The sequence below is a fragment of the Pseudomonadota bacterium genome (genome assembly GCA_041395565.1).
GTDB lineage: Bacteria > Pseudomonadota > Gammaproteobacteria > UBA9214 > UBA9214 > UBA9214.
The window spans coordinates 452,054-476,115 of sequence record JAWLAI010000003.1 but is presented as its reverse complement, the minus strand read 5'-3'; the positions used below and the strand labels follow the sequence as shown (position 1 = coordinate 476,115).

Here is a 24,062-nt window from a genome sequence, read left to right as displayed (position 1 = left end):
CACATTCAGCCGCGGATGGTCATGCGCGTCACGCAGCGGCGCGCCGACGCGCCCGCAGCCTGCCCCCGCAGTGTCGTGGCCGGCACTTTTTCCTCCAGCGCCGGAGAATACCATCCCGATATCGGGTCTGTACTGCCGCGCAAGCCCGCGAACTGCCATGCGGGATCAGTGTACAGCACCAGTTCCCGCGCGCCGCCTTCCCGCCTGGCTGTCCAGGCATTGTCGGCAGATCCACGCTGTACGTGAACGTCCGGGGCGAAATGGAAGTAGATCTCGGCCACCTCCGGCAGCGCGCCCGCAAGGGTATCGATCACCTCGATCTCACCCGTTGCGGGCTGGCAGACCAGTTCGCGCACATGGGTGATACCGATTGCACCATAGCCGTCGTGGCTCGCCTTAACATACTGTTTATCATTTACTTTACTGCAATCCAGCAGGGTGGCCTCCGCCTTCTGCAACCACAGGAAGGCGCCGCCGATGCGTGACTGGTCGGCACCATTGACCCGCACGGTGTTATGCGCCGCCGTACCGCGGAAATAACTGCGCCAGGCTGGCGCGCTGTGATAGGCGTAGGTACCCGGATCGACCAGCCACCAGGCGCCGTCGAGGGCGAGACAGAAACTCAGCGCATCGGCATGGCCATGCGCCGCGATCCCGAGATAGCCGAGCGGACCGGCATCGAATACCAGATGCATACCCGACCCGCCCAGGATGACATAGCCGCCCTGCGGGTAAACCACCGGGTAGCTGCGCGTCCGCGTCGGCGCCGCGATTGCCGGCGCGCCGGCCGGCAGCATGGCCCGGTACCAGAACGCCTTCGCGCAGCCGGCCGTCGGCGCGCCGCCGAAGACCGCGTGCTGCGCCGCGAGCATCTCCCGGTACGGCTGCGCGCTCCACGCCGGCACGAACCGCGCCACGCTGCCGTCATCGGCATCGCCCAGCTGCGGCGGGGCGGCGCCGTCCGGACTGATATCCTCGAGAAACCGCGCCATCGCCTGCACGGTCGCGGCGAAATCGGCCGAGAACGCCTGCCCGCTGCGCTGGCCCACGAGCCAGCAGAACAGCAGGTATTCCAGGACCCAGAGGTGGTAGTAGCTGGCCTGTTCCCGATCGACCCCGTCCGGATGCACCTGCGCGCGCGCCTCGCGCTCCAGTTCCCGCTGCGCCAGGCTGCCCCAGTCCGCGCCGGCCGCACCCAGATCGAAGGTCCGGCACGCCACCCACAGCCCGCACAGTTCCCCGATCAGGTGATTGTTGGCGGAAGAATGGCGCGACAGGAAATGCCGGACGAAATAGGCCTGCTGGTAGAGCGCCACCCCCAGCCGGTGCGGATCGGACACCGCCCCGAAGAGGCCGGCCGTGCCGTCGCGCAGCGCCAGCAGGCTGTGCACCAGCGCCCAGGACACCAGCCGCAGCGACACCTCCAGCGCACTGCACCAGTGGATGCCGATCGCATAGGGATTGTCCGCGATCCAGCCTTCGATCTGGCCGACGAGCGCGGCGCGGTAACGCGCATCGCCGCTGACGGCATAGGCCACCGCCAGCGGTACCAGGTGCTGATGGCGTCCGAGCTCCCAGGTGAACTTGATATTGCCCACCAAGCGGTCGTCACGGTAGTTGATCGACTTGCCGAAACTGCGCGGCGCCTCGATACGCGTGACGGGATCGCGCTGCCATGCCACGGGCGTGCCGATGTCCAGCGGGGCGTGGCCGAAGAAACCTATCCGGCCGTCCAGGTAATCCTGCAGCCCGTCCGCATCGAGACGGAACGCCGCACGCCACTGCTGCAGCAGGGCGGCATCTTCCCCGAACAGCGCCAGCCGCGGTGCGACGGCGGCTGCCGGCAGCGGCTGCCATCCGGTTCCGACCCGGTAACGTTCCAGCGTCTGCAGCACGGCCCGTTGCAGGCGAAACAGCACCTCGCGCAGCGACATCACGCGCAGGCGGTTGACCAGCCAGCCGAGCCGGTTCACGCGTCGATCCGGTATTCGCGGTGCCAGAGTTCGAGGTTCAGCAGGCACCACAGCAGCTTCTCGTGATTCTGGCGTCCGCCGACATGCTCGGAGAGGATGCGCTCGAGTTCGGTACGGTGGTAATAGCCCGCCGTCCGGGAATCGGTCCCGGTGAGATGATCGTAGAGATAATGCTTCATGGGACCGCGCAACCATTCATTCACCGGTACGCGGAAACCGACCTTGGGGCGCTCGAGTATCTGCGCCGGCAGCAACCGCTTCATGGCCTCGCGCAGCAGCCACTTGGTCGTGCGGCCGCGTACGCGCATGCGATCCGGCAGTGCCGAGACAAAGGTGGCCAGCTCGTGATCCATGAACGGCATGCGTGCCTCCAGCGAGGCGGCCATGGTCATGCGGTCGCCGCGCTCGAGCAGGTTGTCCGGCAGCCAGCTGCACTGGTCGAAGCAGAGGATCCGGCGCAGGGCCGTGTTGCCGGCGTCCGGCGCTGGCAGGGCGCGGCCGACAGCGGCATCCGGACCGGGACGCAGCGCCACCAGTGCCGCCCGCTCCCGCGGCGAAAGCGCACCGAACCAGCGCGCCATACGCGCATGCCAGTCCTGCAGGCCGAGGTTGACGATCGCCGTTTTCGCCCGCCGGAAGCGGTAGGGCAGGTTTCGTACCAGCGGCTCCAGCAGGCCGCCGCGCACGACGGCGGGCAGCAGCTGGTAGGCGGCCGCATAGCGCTCGAAGACGTGCTTGGGATAGCCGCCGAGAAACTCGTCGCTGCCCTCGCCGGTCAGCACCATCTTGACCGTCCTGCGCGCCTCCCGGGCAAGCAGATAGATCGGGATATCGGATGGCTCCGCCACCGGCGCATCGCGGTAGCGCACCAGCGCCGGCAGCTCGTCCATCAGGTGGTCCTGGGAGACGACCAGCTCATGGTGGTCGGTGTGGAACTGATCGGCGATCGTACGGGCATAGCGCAGCTCGCTGTATTCCGATTCCGCGAAACCGACCGAGAAGGTCTTTACCGGGTGGTCGCTGTGACGGCTCATCAGCCCGACCACGGCCGAGGAATCGATACCGCCCGACAGGAACGCGCCGAAGGGCACGTCGCTGATCATGCGGATGCTGACCGCCTCCTCGAGCTGTTCCAGGAAGCTGCCCACCGGATCGGACGGCAGCAGCGCCGCCACGCGCGGCGTGCAGTCGGGCGGCCGGTACCAGCTCCATTCCCTGACCTCGCCCCGCTCCCACACGGCGCAAGCGCCGGGCGCGAGCTTGCGGACATTGCGGAACAGGGTGCGGGGTCCCGGCACGTATCGGTAGGCGAGATAGTCCCATACCGCAGCGGTATCCACCTGCGGCACGCAGGCCGGATAGCGCAGTAGCGACTTGATCTCGGAGGCGAACAGCAGCGTGTCGCCATCCTGGTACAGGTACAGCGGCTTTTTGCCGAAACGGTCGCGCGCCAACAGCAGGCGTTCACGCCCGGCGTCCCAGATCGCGAAGGCGAACATGCCGCGAAAATGCGCAACGCAGTCGTCGCCGTATTCCTCGTAGGCATGCACGATGGTCTCGGTATCTGACGCCGTCCGGAAGCGGTGTCCGCGTGCCAGCAGTTCCTGGCGCAGCTGCTGGAAGTTGTAGATCTCGCCGTTGAACACGATCTGCACGCTGCCGTCTTCGTTGCCGAGCGGCTGGTGGCCGCTGCCCAGGTCGATGATCGACAGGCGTCGGTGCGCCAGCCCGACCCGGCGGGTGCCGGTCGATGTCTGGGTCTCGAAAAATCCCTCGTCATCGGGTCCGCGATGCGCGATGGCAGCCGCCATGCCGCGCAACAGGCCCGCACTGTCGCCCGCTGCACTGGTCACGAATCCGGCGATGCCGCACATGCCTAGGACTGCCTATTGCCGGAGGTGCGATACAGGCTGAGGACCAGCATGACACCCTGCAACAGGCCCCGCTCGTGCACGTGAAAGCGGAACAGATTGAGGGCATCCGCCGCCTGGTAGGCGCCCATCTGCAGTTTGCCGATGCGCCGGACCGGCCCCTGGTACTCGCATGCGTAACCGAATTGCTCCAGCAGCGGCCGGCAGATCGATTCGATCCGCTGGCGCGTGGCCGGGCTCATATCCTGCAGGTATTTGAACTTGTTGCCCTGCTTGATGCCGCTGGCATTCCGCGCGGCGCCGAGATTCTCGACCGAGCCCTGCAATTCGCTCATGTTCTCGGCATACTCGGTGCCGAGAAAGCGGCAGACACGCCGCAATTCCCGCTCCGCGTCATCCAGCAGATCCTCGTAGCGCAAGGTCATGAAGGCAGCGCCCAGCTCGGCACCGGCGGCAACCGCGCAGCCCACGCCGTCGGACCAGCGCTGGGCTGCGCGCAGCATGTTCTTGCCCCAGGCCTGGCGCATGGACAGGCAGTAATCGCGCACGTCGCGCACGATATGGATGAAACGGGCCTGCGGGAAATGCGACTTCAGCAGGGCGACATGGCCGATATAGGACGGGCTCTTGTCGCCCCAGATGCGCCCGCTGCCCGGCGCCACCGCGGTGTCGTACCGCAACAGTGTCTCGAACAGATCCGCCGGTGTGAAGGTGCTGCAGGAGCGGTACCACGCCTCCTCGGGAATGCCGCCGCCGAGTTCGCGCATGCGCTGGAAATAGTGGATGTCGCCCATTTCGACATAGAAACGGTGGAAGGCATCCTGCCCGCCGAGATCGCCGAAACGCGCCCGCTGGCTGACGAGCCACGGGAAAAACTCGGTCTCCGACGGCGGGATCCCGATCTGCGGGTGCTGGTTCAGCAGCCCCCGCAGCAGCTTGGTCCCGGAGCGGGGCATCCCGATGATGAACAAAGGCCCCTGGAAATTCATGGCATTCATGCGCTGCAGACGGATGTCGCGGTTGCCAGCATGGCCCGGTACTGCTGACGCAGCATAGCAGCCGCACCGGAGGCGAGAAAATGCGCCCGTGCATAATTGTGATTGTAGCGGGACATATCCGCCAGCCGGGAGCGGTCGGCGATGACCGCTGCAATCGCGCGTGCAACCGTAGCCGGACGGTTACCGTCCAGTAACGCGCCCATGCGCCCGTCCTCGAAAAAATCACTGATGCCGCCGACCGGACAGGTAATGACCGGCATGCCGAATGCCATTGCCTCCAGCACCGAATTTGGCATGCCCTCGCCGTATTGCGTGGGAAAGCAGTAGACATGATGCGAGCGCAGCACTTCCGCCTTCTGTTCACCGCGCACGTACCCGGCGATCCGCAGCCGGTCGTGAAAGCGGTCGTGCGCCGCGACACGCGCCCGCACCTGCTCCATCGCGGCGCCGTCGCCCGCGATCGTCAACGTGATATCAGCCCCGCCCTGCAGCAGGGAGACGACAGCATCGATCAGCTCGAGCACACCCTTGTCAGGCTCGAGCCGCGCCAGGTACAGCAATCGCACCGGTCCCGCCGCGAGCAACTGCTCCGCCTTGGCCGCCGCTGACAGGTCCTGCAGCATATCGTCCGCCACCGCGGTCGTTCCCAGCACGATAGGCGCGGCCACTCCCCAGTCGCGCAGTTTGCGCGCGAATGCCGAAGCCAGCACGATAAAGCGATCGGCCCGCAGGTAGGTGATGCGGAAGAAACGGCGGAAGCGCCCCTCCACCTGGCGTTCGAACGGCTCCTGCCAGCCACGGAAGAACACCAGCACGGGCTTCCGGCGCAGTTTCGCGAGCAGGACAAACAGGCCGTCACGCAGAAAGCTCTTGAGATCCAGCGAGGGATTCAGGTGCACGATATCAGGACGGAAACTGCCCAGCTTGCGCCAGAACCGGTACTGGTCGGCGAGCACGTGGAAGCCGCTCCGCCGCCCGTGTGTGCTGCCGATCTGCAGGTAGTCGATATCCAGCCCCGGCATCCCGAGCCGGGGATAGACGGCGTTGTAGTAGTTCGCGACGCCGCCCTGGTCCTGCAGGGAGGGCCCTACCAGCAGAATCCTGCCAGTGATCGTATCTGCAACCGCCGCACCGTCTGCCACGCGCTTACCCCATGCCCTCGAGCCACTGCCCGAGCAGCAGCAGCATCCAGATAAAATTACCGTTGTCGCGTCTGCCAAGCCTGTTTTCGGTGACGATATCCCTGACCACATCCGTCCGCAGTCCAGACCCTCCCTGCTCCAGCCGGGCCAGGCGGAGATCGAACTCGCCCGCCTTGAACCATTCGCGCAATGGCGCGACAAAGCCCTTTTTCGGCGCCTTGGTCAGGCTGTCCGGCAAGCCCTTCGCCACCGTCTGTTTCAGTACGTGCTTGCGGTCGTACCCGGGCATCTTGACGTTTTTGTCGACGCCGGCCATGAACTCGATGAGACGGTGATCGAGAAACGGCACCCGTGTCTCCAGCGAGTAGGCCATACTCATCCTGTCCACCTTGGTCAGCATCCGGTCCGGCAGCGATACCATGAAATGAAAATACATCAACCGGTAAAACGGGTCATCGTAGCTGCAGCCACGCATCACCTCAGCCAGGAAATCCCGCGCCCGCCAGGCGTCGCCCGGCCGCTCGAGCAAGCGTCCGATCGTTGCCGGCGCGACATAGGCGAGCTTGCTCTCCAGGCGTTCGAGGAACCCCATGCCTGCCGTACTGCAGACACCACCGATGCGGTTCAGCCGGTAGCGCAGCCGGCCCGAAAACGGCCGTGCGAACAGGTTGATCGCGCCGGGCAGCAGCGCCTGCAGCGTGGCCGGTATGCGCCGGTAGCGTGCCGCAAGTTTCTCGCTCTGGTAGGCGGGATAGCCGGACAGCACCTCGTCCCCCCCGTCGCCGGTCAGCACCATCTTCACATGCTGCGCTGCCAGCCGGCAAACATAGCTCGTCGGCAAGGCCGAGGAATCGCCGAAGGGTTCGTCATAGCAGCGCAGGGTGTTGTTGAGCGACTCGTCGAACTCGTCCGGGTTTACCACGTATTCGTGGTGCGAGGTATGGAACGCAGCCGCGACATCGCGGGCCAGCGCCCGCTCGTCGAAGGCCGGGTCGTCAAAGCCGATGGTGAATGTCTCGACCGGGTATTCCGTGTGGTCGGCCATCAGTGACACGACGCTGGCGGAGTCGAGACCGCCGCTGAGAAAGGCCCCGAACGGCACGTCACAGCGCATGCGCAGCCGGACCGAGTCATCCAGCAATGCCGCGAACTCCTCATATACTTCGCGGCTGGACGTACGCATGCCATGCTCGTCCGGCTGCGGCAACGTCCAGTAGCTGTGCTCGGTCAGCCTGCCATCCCTGGCCAGCAGGTAATGCCCCGGCCGCAGCCTGACGATGTCCTGGTAGAAGGTATGCGGCGCGGGTATGTAGCCCAGCGTCAGGTAGATCTCGAACAGCTCCGCCCGCGGCCGTGCCGGGATACCGTATTCCAGCAGGCTCTTTATCTCCGAGGCGAACACGAAGGCCCCGCCATGCACGGCATAGTGCAGCGGTTTCTCGCCGACCCGGTCCCGTGACACGAACAGCTGGCGTTCCCGCCGGTCCCAGATGGCGAAGGCCCACATGCCGTTGAACCGTTGCTGGCAGGCGATGCCCCATGCCGCATAAGCCTGCAGGATGACCTCGGTATCCGAATCCGTGACAAATTCCGCACCGGCCTGCTCCAGCTCGGCGCGCAGCTCGCGGTAGTTGTAGATCTCGCCGTTGAACGAGATCACCAGCGTGCCGTCGCCGCTCTGCATCGGCTGCTGGCCGGTGGAGAGGTCGATAATCGACAGGCGCCGGTGCCCCAGGCCGACATTGCCGTCGACATACACGCCCTCCGCGTCGGGGCCGCGATGCCGGACGACACGCGCCATCGACTGCAGGACCTGCCGGTCGACAGGCCGGTCATCGAAATGCAGGATTCCGGCTATCCCGCACACGGGCACACTCCCGCTTCCGCAGCGCCTGCGCGGCTGCGTGTCCACAGGGCCGGCACGGCTGCAGCGCAGCTTCCGGTCTCAGACATCATGGCGTATCCGGCGCCTGACAAAATCGGCCACCGCCTCCACGTGGCTGGCATAATCGAAATGCTGCCGCGCCACCTCCCGCCCCCGGTTACCGACCGCTCCCGCCCTGGCCTTGTCCGAGAGCAGCAGGCGTACGGCGCGGGCGATGCTCTCCACGTTCTCAGGTTCCGCGATGAACGCGGAATTCTCGTCGAGATATTCACGCGTGTCGCCCACGTCGGTGACGATCACGGGCGTACCCGAGGCAAGGTATTCCGCGAGCTTGGTCGGGAACCCGTAGTTGGCATACGCGCTGTTCGAGCGGCAGCTCAGCAGCCCGGCCGCGTGCTTGTAGCACCAGATGAGCGCTTCGCGCGACAGGAAGCCGGTAAACACAATCCACTGTTCCGCATCCGCCCCGGCATGGGCGTAGACGCTGGCGCGCGCTGCCGGACTTGCCTGGCCGGTAAACACCAGCTTCAGGCCGGGATGGTCCCGGCGCACCTCGCGTAGCGCCCGGATCACGAATTCCAGTCCGTCCTTTTCCTTGAAGGCGCCCGAATTGAGCAGGAACTCGGTCCCCTCCAGCCCGCCGACCGCTTCGGTGCCGCCCGCCTGGTACTGGGCGTAATCGATGAGCACCGGCAGCAACAGCATGTCGGCGGCAGGCATGCCGAGTCGCGCGTAATACTGCCGGATCCGCGTCGAGATCACGACCGCGCCGACGGTGAGCCGGGGCAGCAGCCACTCCATCAGCGACTCGCCGCTGTTGACCCAGCGCCTGAGTCCCCAGCCGCCCGGGGCGCCGGTCGCCTGGCTGTTGATCTCGCAGATCTCCGCGATGACGGGCACCCGGAACAGGCGCGCAGCCAGCAGCGGGAGAATGAACTTGAACAACCGCGGGGTGTACACCACAAGCACGTCGGGGCGCCTGCTGCGGGGCGCCGCAATCGCCCCGATACTCGCCAGGATCCCGGTTGCCGTGTCCACCAGTGCGCCACCGAGTCCCGCCGGCCTCACCGTCCTGCCGCTGAGATAGCGGAATCTGATGTCTGCAGCGACCCCTGCCAGCGCGTGATTATCCGCAATGGGCTGCTTGCTGGTCGGGTGCAGCAGCCACAGCGCTGCCTCGCCCAGCCCCGTGTCGAGTATCCGGGTCAGCAGACGCAGTCGTTGCGACGCCGCGCCGCCTTCCGGAAAGTCACCGACTGCAAGTACCGCGCAGCGCAGCGGCGTGCCGTTCATGGCCTGCGTCCCTGCCGGCTCGCAGCGCCGGACACCGGCAACCGGCGGCCGGGCACGGCAACTCCGGCACTGCCGGTCAGTACATCCCGCAACCGCGCGGGGAAATTGCTCCCGGAATTCATCGCCTGCAACCTATGACATATTGTTGCCGGAACGCGTGCGCAGCCGACTGTATAGCAAGCGGACGAGATCGCTCGGCACCGTACGCCAGGAACCCGGTCCCGCAGCCAGCTGACCGGCCAGTTCCGCCAGGTCGTATCCCATGGTTTGCAGCCGCCGCTCGCCGATCCAGTTCAGATAGCGCCGGCACCAGGCCCTGCGCACCGGCGATGCCAGCGTGGTGAGCCATTTCTCCAGCGGCGCCCGGTCCACTGCATGGTATTCCCCCGCACCGGTCTTATCGCCCAGTCGGCCCTGCAGGGAAACGCTGGTAAACGCTCGGATGTAGTCGGGATCGAAATCGAGCCCGATGTATTCGAACACCTGCCTGAACACCCGCTCCGGCTGCGACACCATGTCCTCGAATCGCATGACGTGCAACCTGTCAGCATACTGCTCCTGTACCCGCACCAGGTTGGCCAGGCCATCGAACAGGTCCACCTCGTAGTTCTGCAGGCGCCACACCCCGCCGAAACTGTGGATGCGCGAGCCCAGTGTGGCCAGCGGGTTGCGCCACAGCAGGATGAAGCGGGCAGCGGGGAAGGCTTCGACCAGATGATGGGCAATCAGGTGATAGCGCGGGGTCTTGTCCAGAAAGTAGCGCGCCCCCTGCTGTTCGGCGAGCCCACCGTAGAGCGCTGCGGCATAGGCGCGCACGGCGGCATGGTAGCCCGCGACCCCGTCCGGCAGGGCCCGGCAGAAATCCGCGACCGCCTGTACCAGCGTATCCTGCGAATAACGCGCCCGGCACAGCCCCGGCTCCAGCGCCGCATACGGCGGCAACAGCACCCAGGGTTCCGACGCCGTGGCGATCTGGGGATGCGCAGCAAGTACCCGCTGCGCCAGCGTCGAGCCCGAACGCGGCAGCGACAGCAGGAACACGGGGGTTACCGCACTCATGCCGCGGGCGCCTCCGCCGCGCGCGTGCGGCGCACCCAGTTGAAACTGAGCAGCGTCCCCAGCATGACCCACATCATGTCGCTCAGCCCCGGGTAGAACTCCACCGCGATGAAAACGGCCGCTGTACTCGCCACCACCAGCGCGGGTTCGACCGGCAGCAGTGGCGGGCGCGCCGGGCGACTGCCGCCACGGTAAGCCGTCCAGAACAGCGCCAGTACGGCAAACATACTGATGATGCCGCCGTTCAGCAGCAACTTCAGCCACATGTTGTGGACGTGGTAGATCAGGCCGCCCCAGACGGCGTACTCCTGGTAACTTACCCCGAACGGATATCTGGCGATCAGGCTGATCGCCTGGGCATAGCTTTCCAGCCGGCCGGTGGCCGTATGCTCGGCCTTGGCACCGCCCAGGGTGCTGACACCCTCCACCAGCGCGCCGCCGAACACCGCCACCATACCCGGCAGGGCGATGATGACTGCCAGAAACACACCGATAAACGCGACACGCTGAGGGCCACGTATGTCCTGCAGCCGGCGCCAGACCCAGTACACGCCGATGGCGAGCAGCGTACCGAACAGCATGTTACGCGATTGCGCCCCGACCAGCCCCAGCAACAGCACCGACCACAGCGCCACCTTGCCGATGGGGGTACCCAAGCCGAAACCGAGTTCGCCGCGATTGTGCGATACCAGCAGCACCGCGACGAAACCGTACAGGATGGACAGGTCGCCGTAATTGCTGAACAGGCCGACCGACTTGGGCAGCCAGTCCACGCCGATCCTGCTCTCGGCGAAGCGCTCCACCTCCAGGTGCACGACGCCGATTGCAACCAGGAAGACCGATACGGCACCCAGCACGGTAATGACCACCAGCAGCCGCTTCATGACACGGAAGGACCACAGGTCGCGGATATACAGGGCCGGCACGAGGAAGTAAAAGCCGTTGCGCAGTACCGCCCAGGCCTCGTGCCAGAACACATCCGGCACCCCCAGGACCGGGATGATCTGCGACACCCCGTGCATGAGATAGACCACCACCACGAACAGCAGCGCCCGGATCCGGTGGATGGCCACCACCCGGTCGCGCAATCGCGGCAGGAAAACCGCCGCCAGGAACAGGAACGGTGCCAACAGGTTGTCGATCGAATAGGTTGCCACGATCGAGAAACGGTGGAACGGCAAGGACAGCACCCAGATCGAGAACAGCAGGAACAGGATTCCATGGCGCTGCCGGTACAGGAGCTGATCGTGCTTCTGAGAAACTGAAACTGTATTGTCCATTTAGCGATCTCGGCATCAACCTGCGCTTGACCCTGCTCGCGGCAGCTGCGCTCAGCACGCGGCCTGCAGGCATGATCCCTGCCATCCTGTCCGGCACCGGGCACAGCGGCGGACGGGAGTCATATCGGGTACGGCCGCAGGCTTATCTATATTCCTTGTGCAGTTTCCTTCTAAGTCTGCCAATCGGCCTCTCGATGGCAAAGTACATCAACGAGGAAAAGACCAGCGTCATTACGAATCCGAGCAACGCCAGCACAATCCCCCGGGCATTCAGGTACTGGCTCGCAAGGTTCAGCATCGTGACATGTGAAAGATAAAAAGTATACGAAACCGTCCCCAGGAACCGTATCGGGGACCAGTTCAGCCAGCGGAACACCCACCATTCGGGATAGCGCACGGCGAGCCAGAACAGGGGAAAGAGCGCAATACCCTGGATCGAGTAGCGCAGCGTCTCCCTGAACACCTCCTCCCGGTACAGCAGGGTAAACAGGAACGCACCGAGCGCCGTGCACAAGATCAGCCATTTGCGTCGTGTGGACAGCCGCCAGTCCGGATCCAGGACCGGATTCTGCCACACACCCAGGATGCAGCCATACATAAGGGAATCGAAGCGGGAATCGGTCGCCCGATAGGTGTAGATCTCTGTTGCATCGAGTCCGAGTACGAGCCAGTAACGCCAGGCCAGTCCGGCCAGGCAGATCAATCCGAAGATCATGGCAGCGCCGCGCAACGAGCGATGACGGACGGCTGCCAGAAAGAGCATCGGGAAGACGAAATAGAAATGTTCCTCGACAGCCAGGGACCAGTACATGCTGGTGTGCGGCACGAAGTAGGCGTTGCCATAGGCAGCGAAATAGTAATTCGTCCAGTACAGCACCTGCGCCAGCACCGCACCCGGACGCATGTCATGCTCGAAGACACCGGTGGTCGCCAGCACGAACCCGATCAGAAGCACGATGTAGAGAGGCGGAAAGATTCGGTATACGCGACGCAGATAAAAATTCTTGAAATTCACGTCCCCGGTGAGCTCGTACTCGCGACGCAGCAGGGTGGTAATGAGATAACCGCTCAGAAAGAAAAACACCGTAACACCGAAACCACCCGGAACGATCTCGTGCCAGCCGGCATGCGCCACGAAGACCAGCATGGCCGCTACAGCCCTGATCCCGTCGAGCGAAGGAATATAGAAACCGCTACTGGCTTTCATCACCGATCGACCGTGCATGTTCCGGGACATGCCTGAACCCGGCAATCGTTTCCGCACCCCGCCCGAGGTACGTGACCGCTGCTTCCCGCATCCGTCCCGTGGACATCGGACTACACCCGCAACATCCCGGCAAACGGTGTACCACGCAGGGTGGCCTGCACCTCCTCCAGGTTCCCGATCAGGTCGGCATGACTCCTCGGGTTGAGCTTGGTCAGCCCGGAACCCAGCGGCGCGGGCGCGCAGCCCAGGAACCGCACACAGTCATCGAGCCGAGCCGGTTCAGCCACGATGTCCTCGTAGACCAGTTCTGCACAGGGCACACCGAGACGGGGCAGCAGCCGCCCGAACCAGCGCTGGTCGCGCCAGCGCCTGGACAGCTGGCGCAGCAGCCAGGCGGTGTCCACCTGCAGCCGCACCTGTTCGACACTGGCACCGGCCTGCGCATGCGCGACCTTGCGGGAGCTTTTCGCCAAGCCGGACAGCACGACATCCAGCACGTTGCGCCGCACCAGGTGAATGATCCGTACCTGCCGTCGCCGCAGGTAGAGCAGCGTTTCCGGAAAGTGGACGATCTGGCTGTACATCAGCTTCAGACCCACCGCCTGCCGGTCGGCATGGCGCGACAGGGCCTCGTCCAGATAGCGGAACAACCCGAGCGGGCGCACGTACCGCGCCGTACCGCGCAGATCCTCACGCCAGGTCTGCCAATAGGTCATATCCTTGTAGCGGCCCCAGTCGGGAATGCCGCGGCCCTGGAGCAGCAGCAGTTCAGTGTAGCTGGCGATGTCGGGGTGACTGTTCAGGAGATCCGTCAGCCAGGTGGACCCGCTGCGCTGCGTGGAAACGGTGACGAACCGCACCGGCTGCTGCTCCGCCTGCCTCATGTCGCACTCCCCTTGGGACGGTTGGCGCCGTGCAGCCAGTCGCGGAACCCGCCACCCTCGAGCAGCTCGCACAGCGCGAGACATAATGCTTCATAATCAACAACTTCTTCAGCCCCCGCGGCATGGCCGGCGGTGCCGTTGGGGGCATTCGCCCGCTCGGCCAGGCTCGCATCCAGGTCGATCAGGTAGACACCGTTGTGCGCTGCCCATTGACGCAGCGTATCGTTGCCAAGGCCGCCCGACACACAGCCTGCCGGCGCGAGGGCACGCCCGGCGGATCGCTCCGGCAAGGTCATCAGCGCCATAGTGTAACCCCTGGCAAGCAGTGATTTCAGGAAGGCAAGGTAGCCGCTTGCTAGCTCATCGTCCGCAGGCGCCGCTGACTGTACCGCCCCCGCGGCTGTTGGCACGAACAACAGGGCGCGGTCCGGCGGAATCCGGTCCGGCACGCCGGTGCAGCGCGCGAGTGTTGCACCGGTGGTGTCCGGCCCCGGCGCTACCAGCGTAGCGCGGAAATAGACGCCCCGGAGACAGCCGCGGCGGTTGAGTGCGCAGAGCAGCCGCAGCACACCGACGTCGCCGAAGCCCTCGACGATCCGGGTCCGCGCCAGGGCACAGAACAGGTTCTCCAGCGGGCGCAGCAGCCGTTCGGCGGCAGCGGGCGGACCGCCCCGGACCGCACGGCGCGCGAGCTCGCCGCGCAGCCAGTACCAGGCATCCCGCAGGTGTCCGGGTCCGGCATAGGTCCGGATACCCAGCCGGCGCCGGGCAATCCATGCCATCGCGACATTCTGCAGCGCCAGTCCGCCGGCATAGCCGATCGCCACGCCGGTCGCGCCGAAGTCCCGTGCCAGCGCCAGTGTGATGACCAGCCCGACCATGCCGCCGCCGACGCTGGCCCGCATCAGCATGCCCTGCTGATCCGACATGGAGAGCAGCACACCCGGTGATCCTGTCCACACATTGATGGCCTGGCCGACGGCCAGTATCGCCAGCACCGGTGCCGCGGCGCGATAGAAATCACCGTATACGAGCGTCAGGATGCCGCCCGCGAACACGAGCAGCAGCGCCAGCAGCAGCAACGCAGGCAGGGCGATCATCGATGCCGTGGTACGCATCAACCGCTCGAGCTCGTTGCGGCGCTGCGTGGTAAACAACTCCGCGACCATGGGCGGGATGACGTTGTTGACCAGCGTCAGCGGCAGGCTCACCAGCAACACCAGCCGGTAGCCGGCGCCGTAGAGTGCTACCTGGTCCGGCGCCGAGCGCGCACCCAGGATCCACAGATGCATCTCACCCAGCGCCAGCAGCGCGGCGCTGGACACGAACAGCGGCGCGCTCAGGCGCAGGGCCGGACCCAGCGCGAGGCCCTGGGCGGGTGCGAGCCGGGACCAGTGCCGGCGCCACAACAGCCAGGCCCCGCTCAGCAGCGTGATCAGTAGGGCGGCAAGCGTGGCCTGCACCGCGCGCGCCAGCGTGGTGGTGTCCAAAGCCAGCCAGAGCGCGAGCAGCGCGAGCACGGTCAGGAGCTGCGTTTGCGCGCCTTCGTACATCGCCGCATGTCGCAGGTCGTGGAAACCGCGGAACACCTTCGACAGCAGCATCTGTCCGGTGCGCAGCACGATCCATACGGCCGTCAGGCCGGTCAGCAACGCGACGCTGTCCGACCTGAAAACGTGCACGGCGAGCCAGCGCCCCGCCCCGGCGAGATAGCCGCCGGCGATGATCGCGCAACCGCAGATTACGATCAGCAGAACGGAACGCAATGCCCGCCGCACGCCCGCCTCATCACCCTGCGCCAGGCCGCCGGCCACGAGCTTGACGACGGAATGGTGCGTACCGAACTGCGCCAGCGTCGACCCGAGCAGCGCGATACTGGCGAGGATGAAATAGGTACCGAGATCCGCCGGCGTCAGCAGCCGCGCCAGCAGCATCGACACCAGCATGCCGCATGTGGCCTGGATGCCGCGACTTCCCAGCATCCAGATTCCGCCGGACAGCACCCGCACCCCCAGCGAACCGCGCGTGCCGCTGCCGCCGTTGCGGTTCTCTGGATGCTGGCGGGGGGATTCGCTATTCATCGGCCAGGGTCCGGCAATCGGACCAGGCAGCTTGTGCGCGTCCGCAGCAACACCGGCAGGTTCGGTTACCAGAAGACATACAGCGGATCGGTATATCCCGCGCCGATATCAGACCGGCGCAGCAGCTTACCCTCGATGTCGCGCAGCTCGCGCGCACCATCGAGCATGCCATCCAGCTCCCCGAATTCGCTCCACAGCAGCGAGACGTCGGTCGGGCCGGTGAAGCGGAATTCCCGCAGCCCGGCCCGGGCGGGGACACGGGCAGGCGCCGGGTGCGCGCCGCCCAGCGTGCGGCTGAGCATGCGAAAGGCGCGGTTGACCCGGTTGGCTTCGAACCGCTGCGGATCCGTCGTCGCCGGAAACAGCCGCACCACAGTGCCATTGTCGTCCACATCGCGCATGTTCCAGTACAGCGCCCGCTCCACGCCGTTGCCCAGCAGGGTCGCGAACACCCGCACCATGTCATTGGCGTGATCCTGCTCGGAATAGTAGCGCCAGTCGATGAACTTCCTGGTCTTGCCGTCGCTGTCGCGCCGGCTGAGTGGCCGCACATGGTAGCCTACCTCCGCGGCGATGATGGGACGCAGCACACCGGCACTGCGCATCTCGTCCCGGAGCCAGTCCAGCATCGGCTGCAGCCCCTGCCAGTTGCGGTAATAATGCAGCTGAAACAGGTCACTGCCCTCCGGTTCGCGCAGGGCGCGGCGCACGAACTCGATCTTGCGCCGGGTCTCCGGTTGCCGCAGCAAGCGGTACAGACCGACCCAGCCCTCGGCCCTGACCCCGGCCCGATCCTTCCATGACTCCCAGTACGACTGCGCCGGCACCAGGCCCGCACGGTCGTAGAGATCCTGCACCATGGCAAGCGCGACCGAGTTGTCGCTGAAGCCTGAATTGGCCACCTGCAGGCCGGGATCAAGCGCCTTGATCGCCTTGACCGCTGTGCGCAGCAGCCGGGCGTACTGGTCATAGTCCACCAGCATGGGCCAGGACAGATCCGGCGCGCCGCCGTGGCTCCGGGTCAGATCGACGTCCGCCTCGTTGCCGATGAGAAAGTCGCGCACCTTGCCGTCACAGGCGCGGACCACGGACTGCACCCACTGGTAATAGGCCTGGTCGTGGCCGTACTCGGCGGATTGGGTTGCCTGCATGCGTCCGTAGACGGACGGCTCCTCCAGCAGCCGCAGCACGACCTGCACGCCACGCCTTTCGTGTTCGGCGAGGATGCGGCGCAGCCTGGCGAAGCCATCCGGGCCGTCGCGCCACTGCCGCGCGATGACGATATTCCACTCGCCGCCCCAGGCCCGCATCTGGTCCAGGTTGGCCGCCTGGAACTGCCATACCAGGCGCTGCTTGTCATCCAGCTTCATCTCGCCGGCAGACTTGCCATCCTGCCACATGAACTCCCGCATGGGTACACGCATGCCGAGACTGATGGACTGCGCGTGCACGAATGACAGCGGCGCCAGCAACAGCAGAACCAGGCAGACAGCACGGACATGTGTAGATGGCATATGCTCTCGCTTCCTCGGCAGCATCGCGGCGGCTCGCTGCACCCGCAGCACGAACCTCGCGCCCGACGCGCGCAATGCGCTGGCTAGCGTGACCCGGCCGCCGTCAGAACAGGGTGTAGATGAACGGCGCCACCGCAGATCCCTGCGACAGCACGATCAGCGCACCGAGCAGCAGCAGCACGATCACGATCGGTGCCAGCCAGAATTTCTTCCGCACCTTGAGGAAGTCCCACAGATCTTTCAGCAAATCCAACATCAGAACGGTTTCTCCATGCGGTCAGGCGGCAGCTGCTCGCTGGGCTGGCGATAGCTAGCTGCGGCGGGGTCCAGCCGGCGCTCCATCGGATCACGGCCGGTCAGCCTGAACAGCAGCGCAACCGGCATGAACACCAGGAAAAATATGATGCCAAGGATGATGCGGGTGTTGATCCAGCCCAGGACATGGCCGAGTTTCATCCAGAACAGATAGACCGGCTTCAGCAATCTCGGCTGGACTATCCCGACGCCGGCAAAGACCGCGGCGGCGACCCAGGGCCAGCGTGCCCCGCCGGTCTGCCACACCCAGGGCCGGTCGAGCAGCCAGGGTATCAGCAGCCCGAAGCACACGATCAGGCCGCCGGCGAAGACGAGGCCGAATTCGCGCAAGGTCCTGCTGTCCGCTGTCAGGGGGGGATGGTCCATGCTCAGTCCAGCGCGAACTCCTGGCGCCAGGATTCATCCCGCTCGACCACCGGCTGGTCCGGCTTGGCGAGCAAAAAATCCTCGACCGCCAGATAGTCCATCCCGGTGCGCATGAAGCAGCGGTAGGCGTCTTCCGGCGTGCACACGATCGGTTCGCCGCGCACGTTGAACGAGGTGTTCACCAGCACTGCGCAACCGGTTTGCGCCCGAAACCGTTCCAGCAAGGCGTGGAATCCCGGGTTGGTGTCGGCGTGCACGGTCTGCACCCGGGCCGAATAATCGACATGGGTGATGGCCGGCAGCTCGGAACGTTTCACGTTGAGCTTCTCGATACCGAACAGGCCCTGCTGCTCGGCGGTCATTGGAATGCGCAGGCGCTCGCGCACCGGCGCCACGATCAGCATGTAGGGGCTGGGTCGGTCCAACTCGAAATACTTGTCGACATCCTCTGCCAGCACCGCCGGCGCGAACGGACGGAACGACTCGCGGTACTTGATCTTCAGATTCATCACCGACTGCATCTTTTCGCTGCGCGGGTCGCCGATGATGGAGCGCCCGCCGAGCGCGCGCGGCCCGAATTCCATGCGACCCCGGAACCAGCCCACCACTTTTCCGTCAGCCAGGATGGTGCTGAGACGGTCGGTCAGCTGTTCCTCGTCGAGTTCCTCATACACCGCGCCCTGGTCATCGAGCTGCGCCTTGATCTGGGCGCGGCTGTATCGCGGCCCCAGGTAGGAACCGGCCATCGTGTCGCACCCGTTCACGCTGCGCGGCTTGTCGTGGTATTCGTGCCAGGCAACCAGCGCGGCGCCCAGGGCGCCGCCGGCGTCGCCCGCGGCCGGCTGGATCCAGATATCCCGGAACGGCCCCTCGCGCAGGATGCGGCCGTTGGCCACGCAGTTGAGCGCCACGCCACCGGCCATGCACAGGTAATCGGCCTGCAACTCGCGCTGCACGGTGTGGGCCAGGCGCAGCACCACCTCCTCGGTCACCGCCTGGATGGACCTTGCGATATCCATCTCCCGCTGCGTGATCCCCGTCTCCGGCGTGCGTGCCGGCGCACCGAACAGCGCGGCGAAGCGCCGGTTGGTCATGGTCAGGCCGGTGGCGTAGTTGAAGTAGTCCATGTTGAGGCGGAACGTCCCGTCCGCCTTCAGGTCGATCAGGTGCTCGAGGATGAGATCCACGTACTTCGGCTCGCCGTAAGGCGCCAGTCCCATCAGCTTGTACTCACCGGAATTGACCTTGAAGCCGGTGTAATAGGTGAAGGCCGAATACAGCATGCCCAGCGAATGCGGGAAATCGAGCTCCCACTGCGGCGTCAGCCTGTTGCCCTCGCCCAGCCACACCGAGGTGGTCGCCCATTCACCCACCCCGTCCAGGCACAGCACGGCCGCGCGCTCGAACGGACCCGGATAGAATGCCGAGGCCGCGTGCGACTGGTGATGTCCGGCGAACAGCAACTTCGGCAGCGCCTTTTCCCTGAGCCCGCCCAGCGTGGCGAGTTCCTTCTTGAGCGTGGACTTGAGATAAAGCTTTTCCTTCATCCACACCGGCATCGCCGCGACGAACGAGCGAAAGCCCCGCGGCGCGTAGGTGAGATAGGTTTCGAGCAGACGCTCGAATTTCACCAACGGCTTGTCATAGAACACAACCTCGTCGACATCCCCGAGCGTGATGCCCCCCTGGGCGAGACAGTCCGCGATCGCGCCGGCGGGAAAGCGCGCATCGTGCTTCCTGCGCGAGTAGCGTTCCTCCTGGGATGCCGCGACGATCGTGCCGTCACGCACCAGCGCCGCGGCACTGTCATGGTAATACGCCGAGATGCCGAGTATGTTCAACCCCGGCCGCTCCTGCCGACGCAGGTGTATTCGAAGCCGTACTCCTGCATGGTCTCTTGTTCGTAGACGTTGCGCAGATCGACAAACACGTTGCCTCTCATCAAGGACTTGACGCGCTCGATATCGAGCCCGCGGTATTCGTTCCACTCGGTCATCAGCACACAGGCATCCGCACCCTCGACCATGGCATAGACATCCTCGAAATACCGCACCTTCTCCGGCAGCAGTTTCTTCGCCTCCGTCACGCCCTGCGGATCGTGGGCGCGCACCTCGGCACCCTTGTCGATCAGGTTCGGAATGATCGCCAGCGCGGGGGCATCGCGCATGTCATCGGTCTCGGGCTTGAAGGTCAGGCCGAGCACGGCGATGGTCTTGCCGGCCTCGCTGCCGCCAAACGCCTCGCGGATCTTCTTCACCATGCGCGCCTTCTGCGCCGCGTTCACTTCCACTGCGGCCTCGACGATGCGGCAGGAGGCGCCATGCTCCTGGGCGATCCGGATCAGGGCCGTGGTGTCCTTGGGGAAACAGGAACCGCCGTAGCCGGGACCGGGATGGAGGAATTTGCCGCCGATGCGCTTGTCCATACCCATGCCCTTCGCCACCGCATGCACATCGGCACCGACCTGTTCGCAGAGCGTGGAGATCTCGTTGATGAAACTGATCTTGGTCGCAAGGAAGGCATTGGAAGCATACTTTACCAGCTCGGCGCTCTCGCGGTTCGTCACCATGATCGGCGCCTCGATCAGGTTGATCGGGCGGTACAGCTCGCGCAGCAATTTCTCGGCGCGCGCGCTTTCCACGCCCAGCACCACCCGGTCCGGACGCATGAAGTCACCAATCGCCGCACCCTCGCGCAGGAATTCCGGGTTCGAGGCCACGTCGAAATCGGCCGTCGGATTCTCCTCGCGGACGATGCGCTCGACCTGGCGCGCGGTGCCGACCGGCACGGTCGACTTGTCGACGATGACGGTATAACCGGACAGGTGCGTGGCGATCTGGCGGGCCGCGTCATAGACATACACCAGGTCGGCATGGCCGTCGCCGCGCCGGGTCGGGGTGCCCACGGCAATGAAGACCAGATCGGCCTCGCTCACGGCCGGCGTGTAGCTGGTGGTGAATTTCAGGCGCCCGGCGGCGACGTTGCGCGCCACCAGGTCATCCAGCCCGGGCTCATAGATCGGCATGATGCCCTGATTCAGGCGGTCGATCTTGCCCTGGTCGACGTCGATGCAGGTGACATCGGCGCCGAACTCGGCGAAACAGGCGCCGGACACCAGGCCGACGTATCCGGAACCAATCATGACAACATTCATAGTTTGCTCGCAGTATTTCCAGTTTGTAGATGGCCACGGAAACCGTGGCCGTTGCAGAAGTCTTCAATAACCAGCGGCGCGCGGCCGCGCCGGATCCGCGTCCGGTCGTGCACGCGGCACCGCATGCATGATTCGGTGTAACTGACTAGCGCTCGTCGTCGCACGGGTTGTCCGAGCTGTCGATATAGCCCTCGCGCAGCAGGTAGAGCATGATCTCCTGGGCTGCCTGCATCGGGGTCTTGCCGGTGGTGTCGATCCTCAACTCCGGACGCTCGGGCACCTCGTACGGATCGCTGATGCCGGTAAATTCCGGAATTATGCCCTGCCGCGCCTTGGCATATAAGCCCTTCCGGTCACGTGCCTCGCATTCTGCCAGCGGCGTCGCCACGTGGATCTCGATGAAGGCGCCGTACTGCTCGATGGTATCGCGCACGTCGCGCCGCATCGCGGTGTAGGGTGCGATCGGCGCGCAGATCGCGATGCCGCCGTTCTTGGTGATCTCACTGGCAACAAAACCGATACGGCGCACGTTGATATTGCGATGTTCGCGCGAAAAGCCCAGTTCGCTGGACAGGTTGAGCCGCACCACGTCGCCGTCGAGCAGGGTCACCGGACGCCGGCCGTCCTCGATGAATTTCGCATACAGGATCTTCGCCAGCGTCGATTTGCCGGAACCCGACAGGCCGGTGAAGAACAGCGTGATGCCCCGGCGGCTGCGCGGCGGGTATACCTTGCGCAGCGCCGCCAGTACGTCCGGATAGGAGAACCAGGTCGGCACATCCTGGCCACGTTCCAGGTGCACCCGCAGGTCGGTGTCGGTGAAGCGCACACACTCCCGGCCCTGTTCGGCATGCGCGTCCTGCTCGACGAACCGATCCAGGTCCGGCGCATAGCAAAGCTCTTGCACCGGCACCATGCGGATGGCCAGTTCGTCCTGGTACTGCTCCATCGTCTGCTGAGCGGCGTAGCGCGGATAGTAGCGCGGGGCATCGTCGCGGACGCCCGGTGGCGCGGCGTGCTCGGGTCCGACGATCATGTGGGTGCAGCCGTAGTTCTGGCGGATGATGGCATTGTGCAGCACCTCGCGCGGCCCGGCCATGCGCACGGCCGACGGCAACAGCGACAGTACCGCCATATTGTGCGGATAGTGCCGGCGCAGCGCCTGGTAGCAGTGTACCCGTGCGTAATAGTGCAGATCGCCCGGCTTGGTCAGGCCGACAGAGGGATGCAGCAGGATATTCGCCTGTGCCTGGCGTGCGGCCTGCAGGGTGATCTCGCGGTGCAGGCGGTGCATCGGCTTACAGGTATGAAACGCCACCACATTGCGCCAGCCCAGCTTGACGAACAGGTGGCGCAATTCCTCCGGGGTGTCGCGCAGGGTCTCGAAATCGTAGTGGATCGGCAGCTGCACCCCTTCGACCCTGCCGCCGAGGCAGGTCGGATGCATGCGTTCCAGCAGGTAGCGCACGCCCGGATGCTCGTTGGAGGTCGTGCCGTACACCCGTTCGGCCTCGTGCCGGCGATCCGGCTGCCACTTGTCGCTGACATGCAGTACTGCCAGCATGAAGCCTTCATTGTCACGCAGCGCCACCTGCTGGCCGGGCTCGATCTTCTGCGCCAGCCGGTCGGGCACATCCAGCGTCACCGGCAACGACCAGAGCGTCCCGTCCGGCAGGCGCATGTCTGCGACCACCGCCGCGTAGGTCGCCTGATCCATGAAGCCCTGCAGCGGCGAGAAGCCACCGTTCATCAGCAGCTCGATATCGCAGATCTGGCGTTCGCTCAGCGTGATGGAAGCGGCGTCGCCGGATCCGGTCTTGAGTGCCTCGGCACGAGTTTCGTCTACGATCAGGTTACACAGCTTACCGCCGTGCGGCGTAATCAGGTGGTCCATGACGCGCTGGGTTCCTTAATAATGGCATGCAACAAGGCTGAGATAATCTACGTGTATTTCAGTCGCTTATAAATAGCACCACTCTCAATAGCGGCGGCCGGACGATTGAGTTGAGGGGCAGCGACCACGCGCGAGGCTAGTCCTGTGGCTATTCCCCGCTGGGCGGCGGTGGGCGGTACGACCGTACCGGGGGTGCGTGGCCGGGTCGAGCCTGCGCCACGGTCCGGCGGGGCGCAGGCACCCCGGCGTTCAGCGATGGAACTCGTACACCCTTTGTCCCTGATCCTGCATGGGCGGCACGTAATTCGCCGGGTTGCCGGCGGGTGAGAAATTGGTGTCCGAATTTGCATCCGGCTGCTGCTGCACAGGAGCCGGACTGCCTGCCGGCGCTGCCGCCTGCCGCTGCGGGACAGCGGGCGCGGCCAGGGGCGCGCCTTCCACGGCACTGACTTCCTCATCCGGCCGCATGGGCGGGAATTCCGGTGTCGGTCCGTACGGTGAATAGACCGGATAATCGTGCCTGCCCGACGGCGCAGGCGGCGGCGCTGCAGCAGCCGGGGCCGCCGCCCCCGTGTCGGGGAAGCGATATTCCTTGTCATAGGGATGCGGCGCCGGTGCCGCGCTGGAGCCGGTCGATGCCTCGAGTTCGCTGAGGCGACGCTTGAGACGGGCGATCTCATCGGTCTCCTTGGCGGCAGGCGCCGGCTTGCTGGCCGCGGGTGCAGCCGGGGCGGGCGCCGCCGCGGGAGCGGGCGCCGGTGCCTGCGGGGCATATCCGTAGGCGGGTGCGGCATAGCCGCCGGGAACCGCGTAACCCGGGGCGGCATACCCCGGGGCGCCGTATCCGGGGGCGGCATAGCCCGGTGCAGGATAGTAGCCGTAGGGTGGCGCGCCGTAGTAATCATCATCGTAGCGGTCGCGGTCACGGTCGCCGCCCCACCAGCGGGAAGGATTCATCATGTTGCCGAAATTGAATGCCTGGGCCGCATCGATCACGAGCACGCCCAGGGCGAGGCCCAGCAGGATTCTGGTAAACAGCGGGTTCTGCATGCTTCACTCCTCAGCCGGCAGCACGGTCACGGGCTGCCGGTTACCTAATTATTGTGTCCATATCCGGCAATTATAGACATGCCTGCACCGCCCCCG

Annotated in this window: 18 protein-coding genes; all 18 read right to left on the bottom strand. The window is 65.3% G+C overall.

All coding sequences use genetic code 11. The annotated features are described in order from the left end of the window. Positions 1–5: 5 nt before the first annotated feature. On the bottom strand, positions 6–1,973 hold the full coding sequence (locus tag R3F42_05410) for an alginate lyase family protein (GenBank protein ID MEZ5541464.1): 1,968 nt from the start codon (positions 1,971–1,973) through the stop codon (positions 6–8). Next, positions 1,970–3,847 (bottom strand): asparagine synthase (glutamine-hydrolyzing), encoded by a 1,878-nt coding sequence (gene asnB, locus R3F42_05405; GenBank protein MEZ5541463.1) that lies wholly within the window; start codon positions 3,845–3,847, stop codon positions 1,970–1,972. Before asnB (R3F42_05405) ends, R3F42_05410 begins: the two co-directional genes overlap by 4 nt. A gap of 2 nt (positions 3,848–3,849) precedes the next feature. Further along, entirely contained in the window at positions 3,850–4,842 is a 993-nt protein-coding gene (locus R3F42_05400; GenBank protein MEZ5541462.1) for a sulfotransferase, read from the bottom strand. Next, positions 4,839–5,984, bottom strand: a complete 1,146-nt coding sequence (locus R3F42_05395) for a glycosyltransferase family 4 protein (protein ID MEZ5541461.1) — start codon at positions 5,982–5,984, stop codon at positions 4,839–4,841. Before R3F42_05395 ends, R3F42_05400 begins: the two co-directional genes overlap by 4 nt. Positions 5,985–5,988: 4 nt before the next feature. Next, on the bottom strand, positions 5,989–7,851 hold the full coding sequence (asnB, locus tag R3F42_05390) for an asparagine synthase (glutamine-hydrolyzing) (GenBank protein MEZ5541460.1): 1,863 nt from the start codon (positions 7,849–7,851) through the stop codon (positions 5,989–5,991). A 78-nt stretch (positions 7,852–7,929) separates the two neighbouring features. Then, positions 7,930–9,162, bottom strand: coding sequence for a glycosyltransferase (locus R3F42_05385; protein ID MEZ5541459.1), 1,233 nt, complete (start codon positions 9,160–9,162; stop codon positions 7,930–7,932). Between the two features lie 132 nt (positions 9,163–9,294). Continuing rightward, on the bottom strand, positions 9,295–10,221 hold the full coding sequence (locus R3F42_05380; GenBank protein ID MEZ5541458.1) for a sulfotransferase: 927 nt from the start codon (positions 10,219–10,221) through the stop codon (positions 9,295–9,297). Next, entirely contained in the window at positions 10,218–11,501 is a 1,284-nt protein-coding gene (locus tag R3F42_05375; protein MEZ5541457.1) for an O-antigen ligase family protein, read from the bottom strand. Before R3F42_05375 ends, R3F42_05380 begins: the two co-directional genes overlap by 4 nt. Positions 11,502–11,643: 142 nt before the next feature. Then, complete coding sequence (locus R3F42_05370; GenBank protein ID MEZ5541456.1) at positions 11,644–12,708, bottom strand: acyltransferase; 1,065 nt, start codon at positions 12,706–12,708, stop codon at positions 11,644–11,646. Positions 12,709–12,818: 110 nt separating this feature from the next. After that, positions 12,819–13,592 carry a sulfotransferase gene (locus tag R3F42_05365; GenBank protein ID MEZ5541455.1) on the bottom strand — a complete coding sequence of 258 codons (774 nt, stop codon included), beginning with the start codon at positions 13,590–13,592 and terminating at the stop codon, positions 12,819–12,821. Then, positions 13,589–15,673 (bottom strand): oligosaccharide flippase family protein, encoded by a 2,085-nt coding sequence (locus R3F42_05360; GenBank protein ID MEZ5541454.1) that lies wholly within the window; start codon positions 15,671–15,673, stop codon positions 13,589–13,591. The genes R3F42_05365 and R3F42_05360 overlap by 4 nt, the downstream gene beginning before the upstream one ends. 65 nt (positions 15,674–15,738) lie before the next feature. Next, on the bottom strand, positions 15,739–17,187 hold the full coding sequence (locus tag R3F42_05355) for a hypothetical protein (protein MEZ5541453.1): 1,449 nt from the start codon (positions 17,185–17,187) through the stop codon (positions 15,739–15,741). A 103-nt stretch (positions 17,188–17,290) separates the two neighbouring features. Further along, a complete protein-coding gene (locus R3F42_05350; GenBank protein ID MEZ5541452.1) occupies positions 17,291–17,443 on the bottom strand; it encodes a DUF5989 family protein in 153 nt (50 codons plus the stop codon). After that, entirely contained in the window at positions 17,443–17,868 is a 426-nt protein-coding gene (locus tag R3F42_05345) for an SxtJ family membrane protein (protein MEZ5541451.1), read from the bottom strand. Before R3F42_05345 ends, R3F42_05350 begins: the two co-directional genes overlap by 1 nt. Before the next feature lie 2 nt (positions 17,869–17,870). Then, positions 17,871–19,709 (bottom strand): carbamoyltransferase, encoded by a 1,839-nt coding sequence (locus R3F42_05340; GenBank protein ID MEZ5541450.1) that lies wholly within the window; start codon positions 19,707–19,709, stop codon positions 17,871–17,873. Next, positions 19,706–21,022, bottom strand: coding sequence for a UDP-glucose/GDP-mannose dehydrogenase family protein (locus tag R3F42_05335; protein ID MEZ5541449.1), 1,317 nt, complete (start codon positions 21,020–21,022; stop codon positions 19,706–19,708). The genes R3F42_05340 and R3F42_05335 overlap by 4 nt, the downstream gene beginning before the upstream one ends. A gap of 145 nt (positions 21,023–21,167) precedes the next feature. Then, entirely contained in the window at positions 21,168–22,916 is a 1,749-nt protein-coding gene (locus tag R3F42_05330; GenBank protein MEZ5541448.1) for a bifunctional sulfate adenylyltransferase/adenylylsulfate kinase, read from the bottom strand. Between the two features lie 249 nt (positions 22,917–23,165). After that, positions 23,166–23,966, bottom strand: a complete 801-nt coding sequence (locus R3F42_05325; GenBank protein ID MEZ5541447.1) for a hypothetical protein — start codon at positions 23,964–23,966, stop codon at positions 23,166–23,168. Positions 23,967–24,062 lie beyond the last annotated feature (96 nt).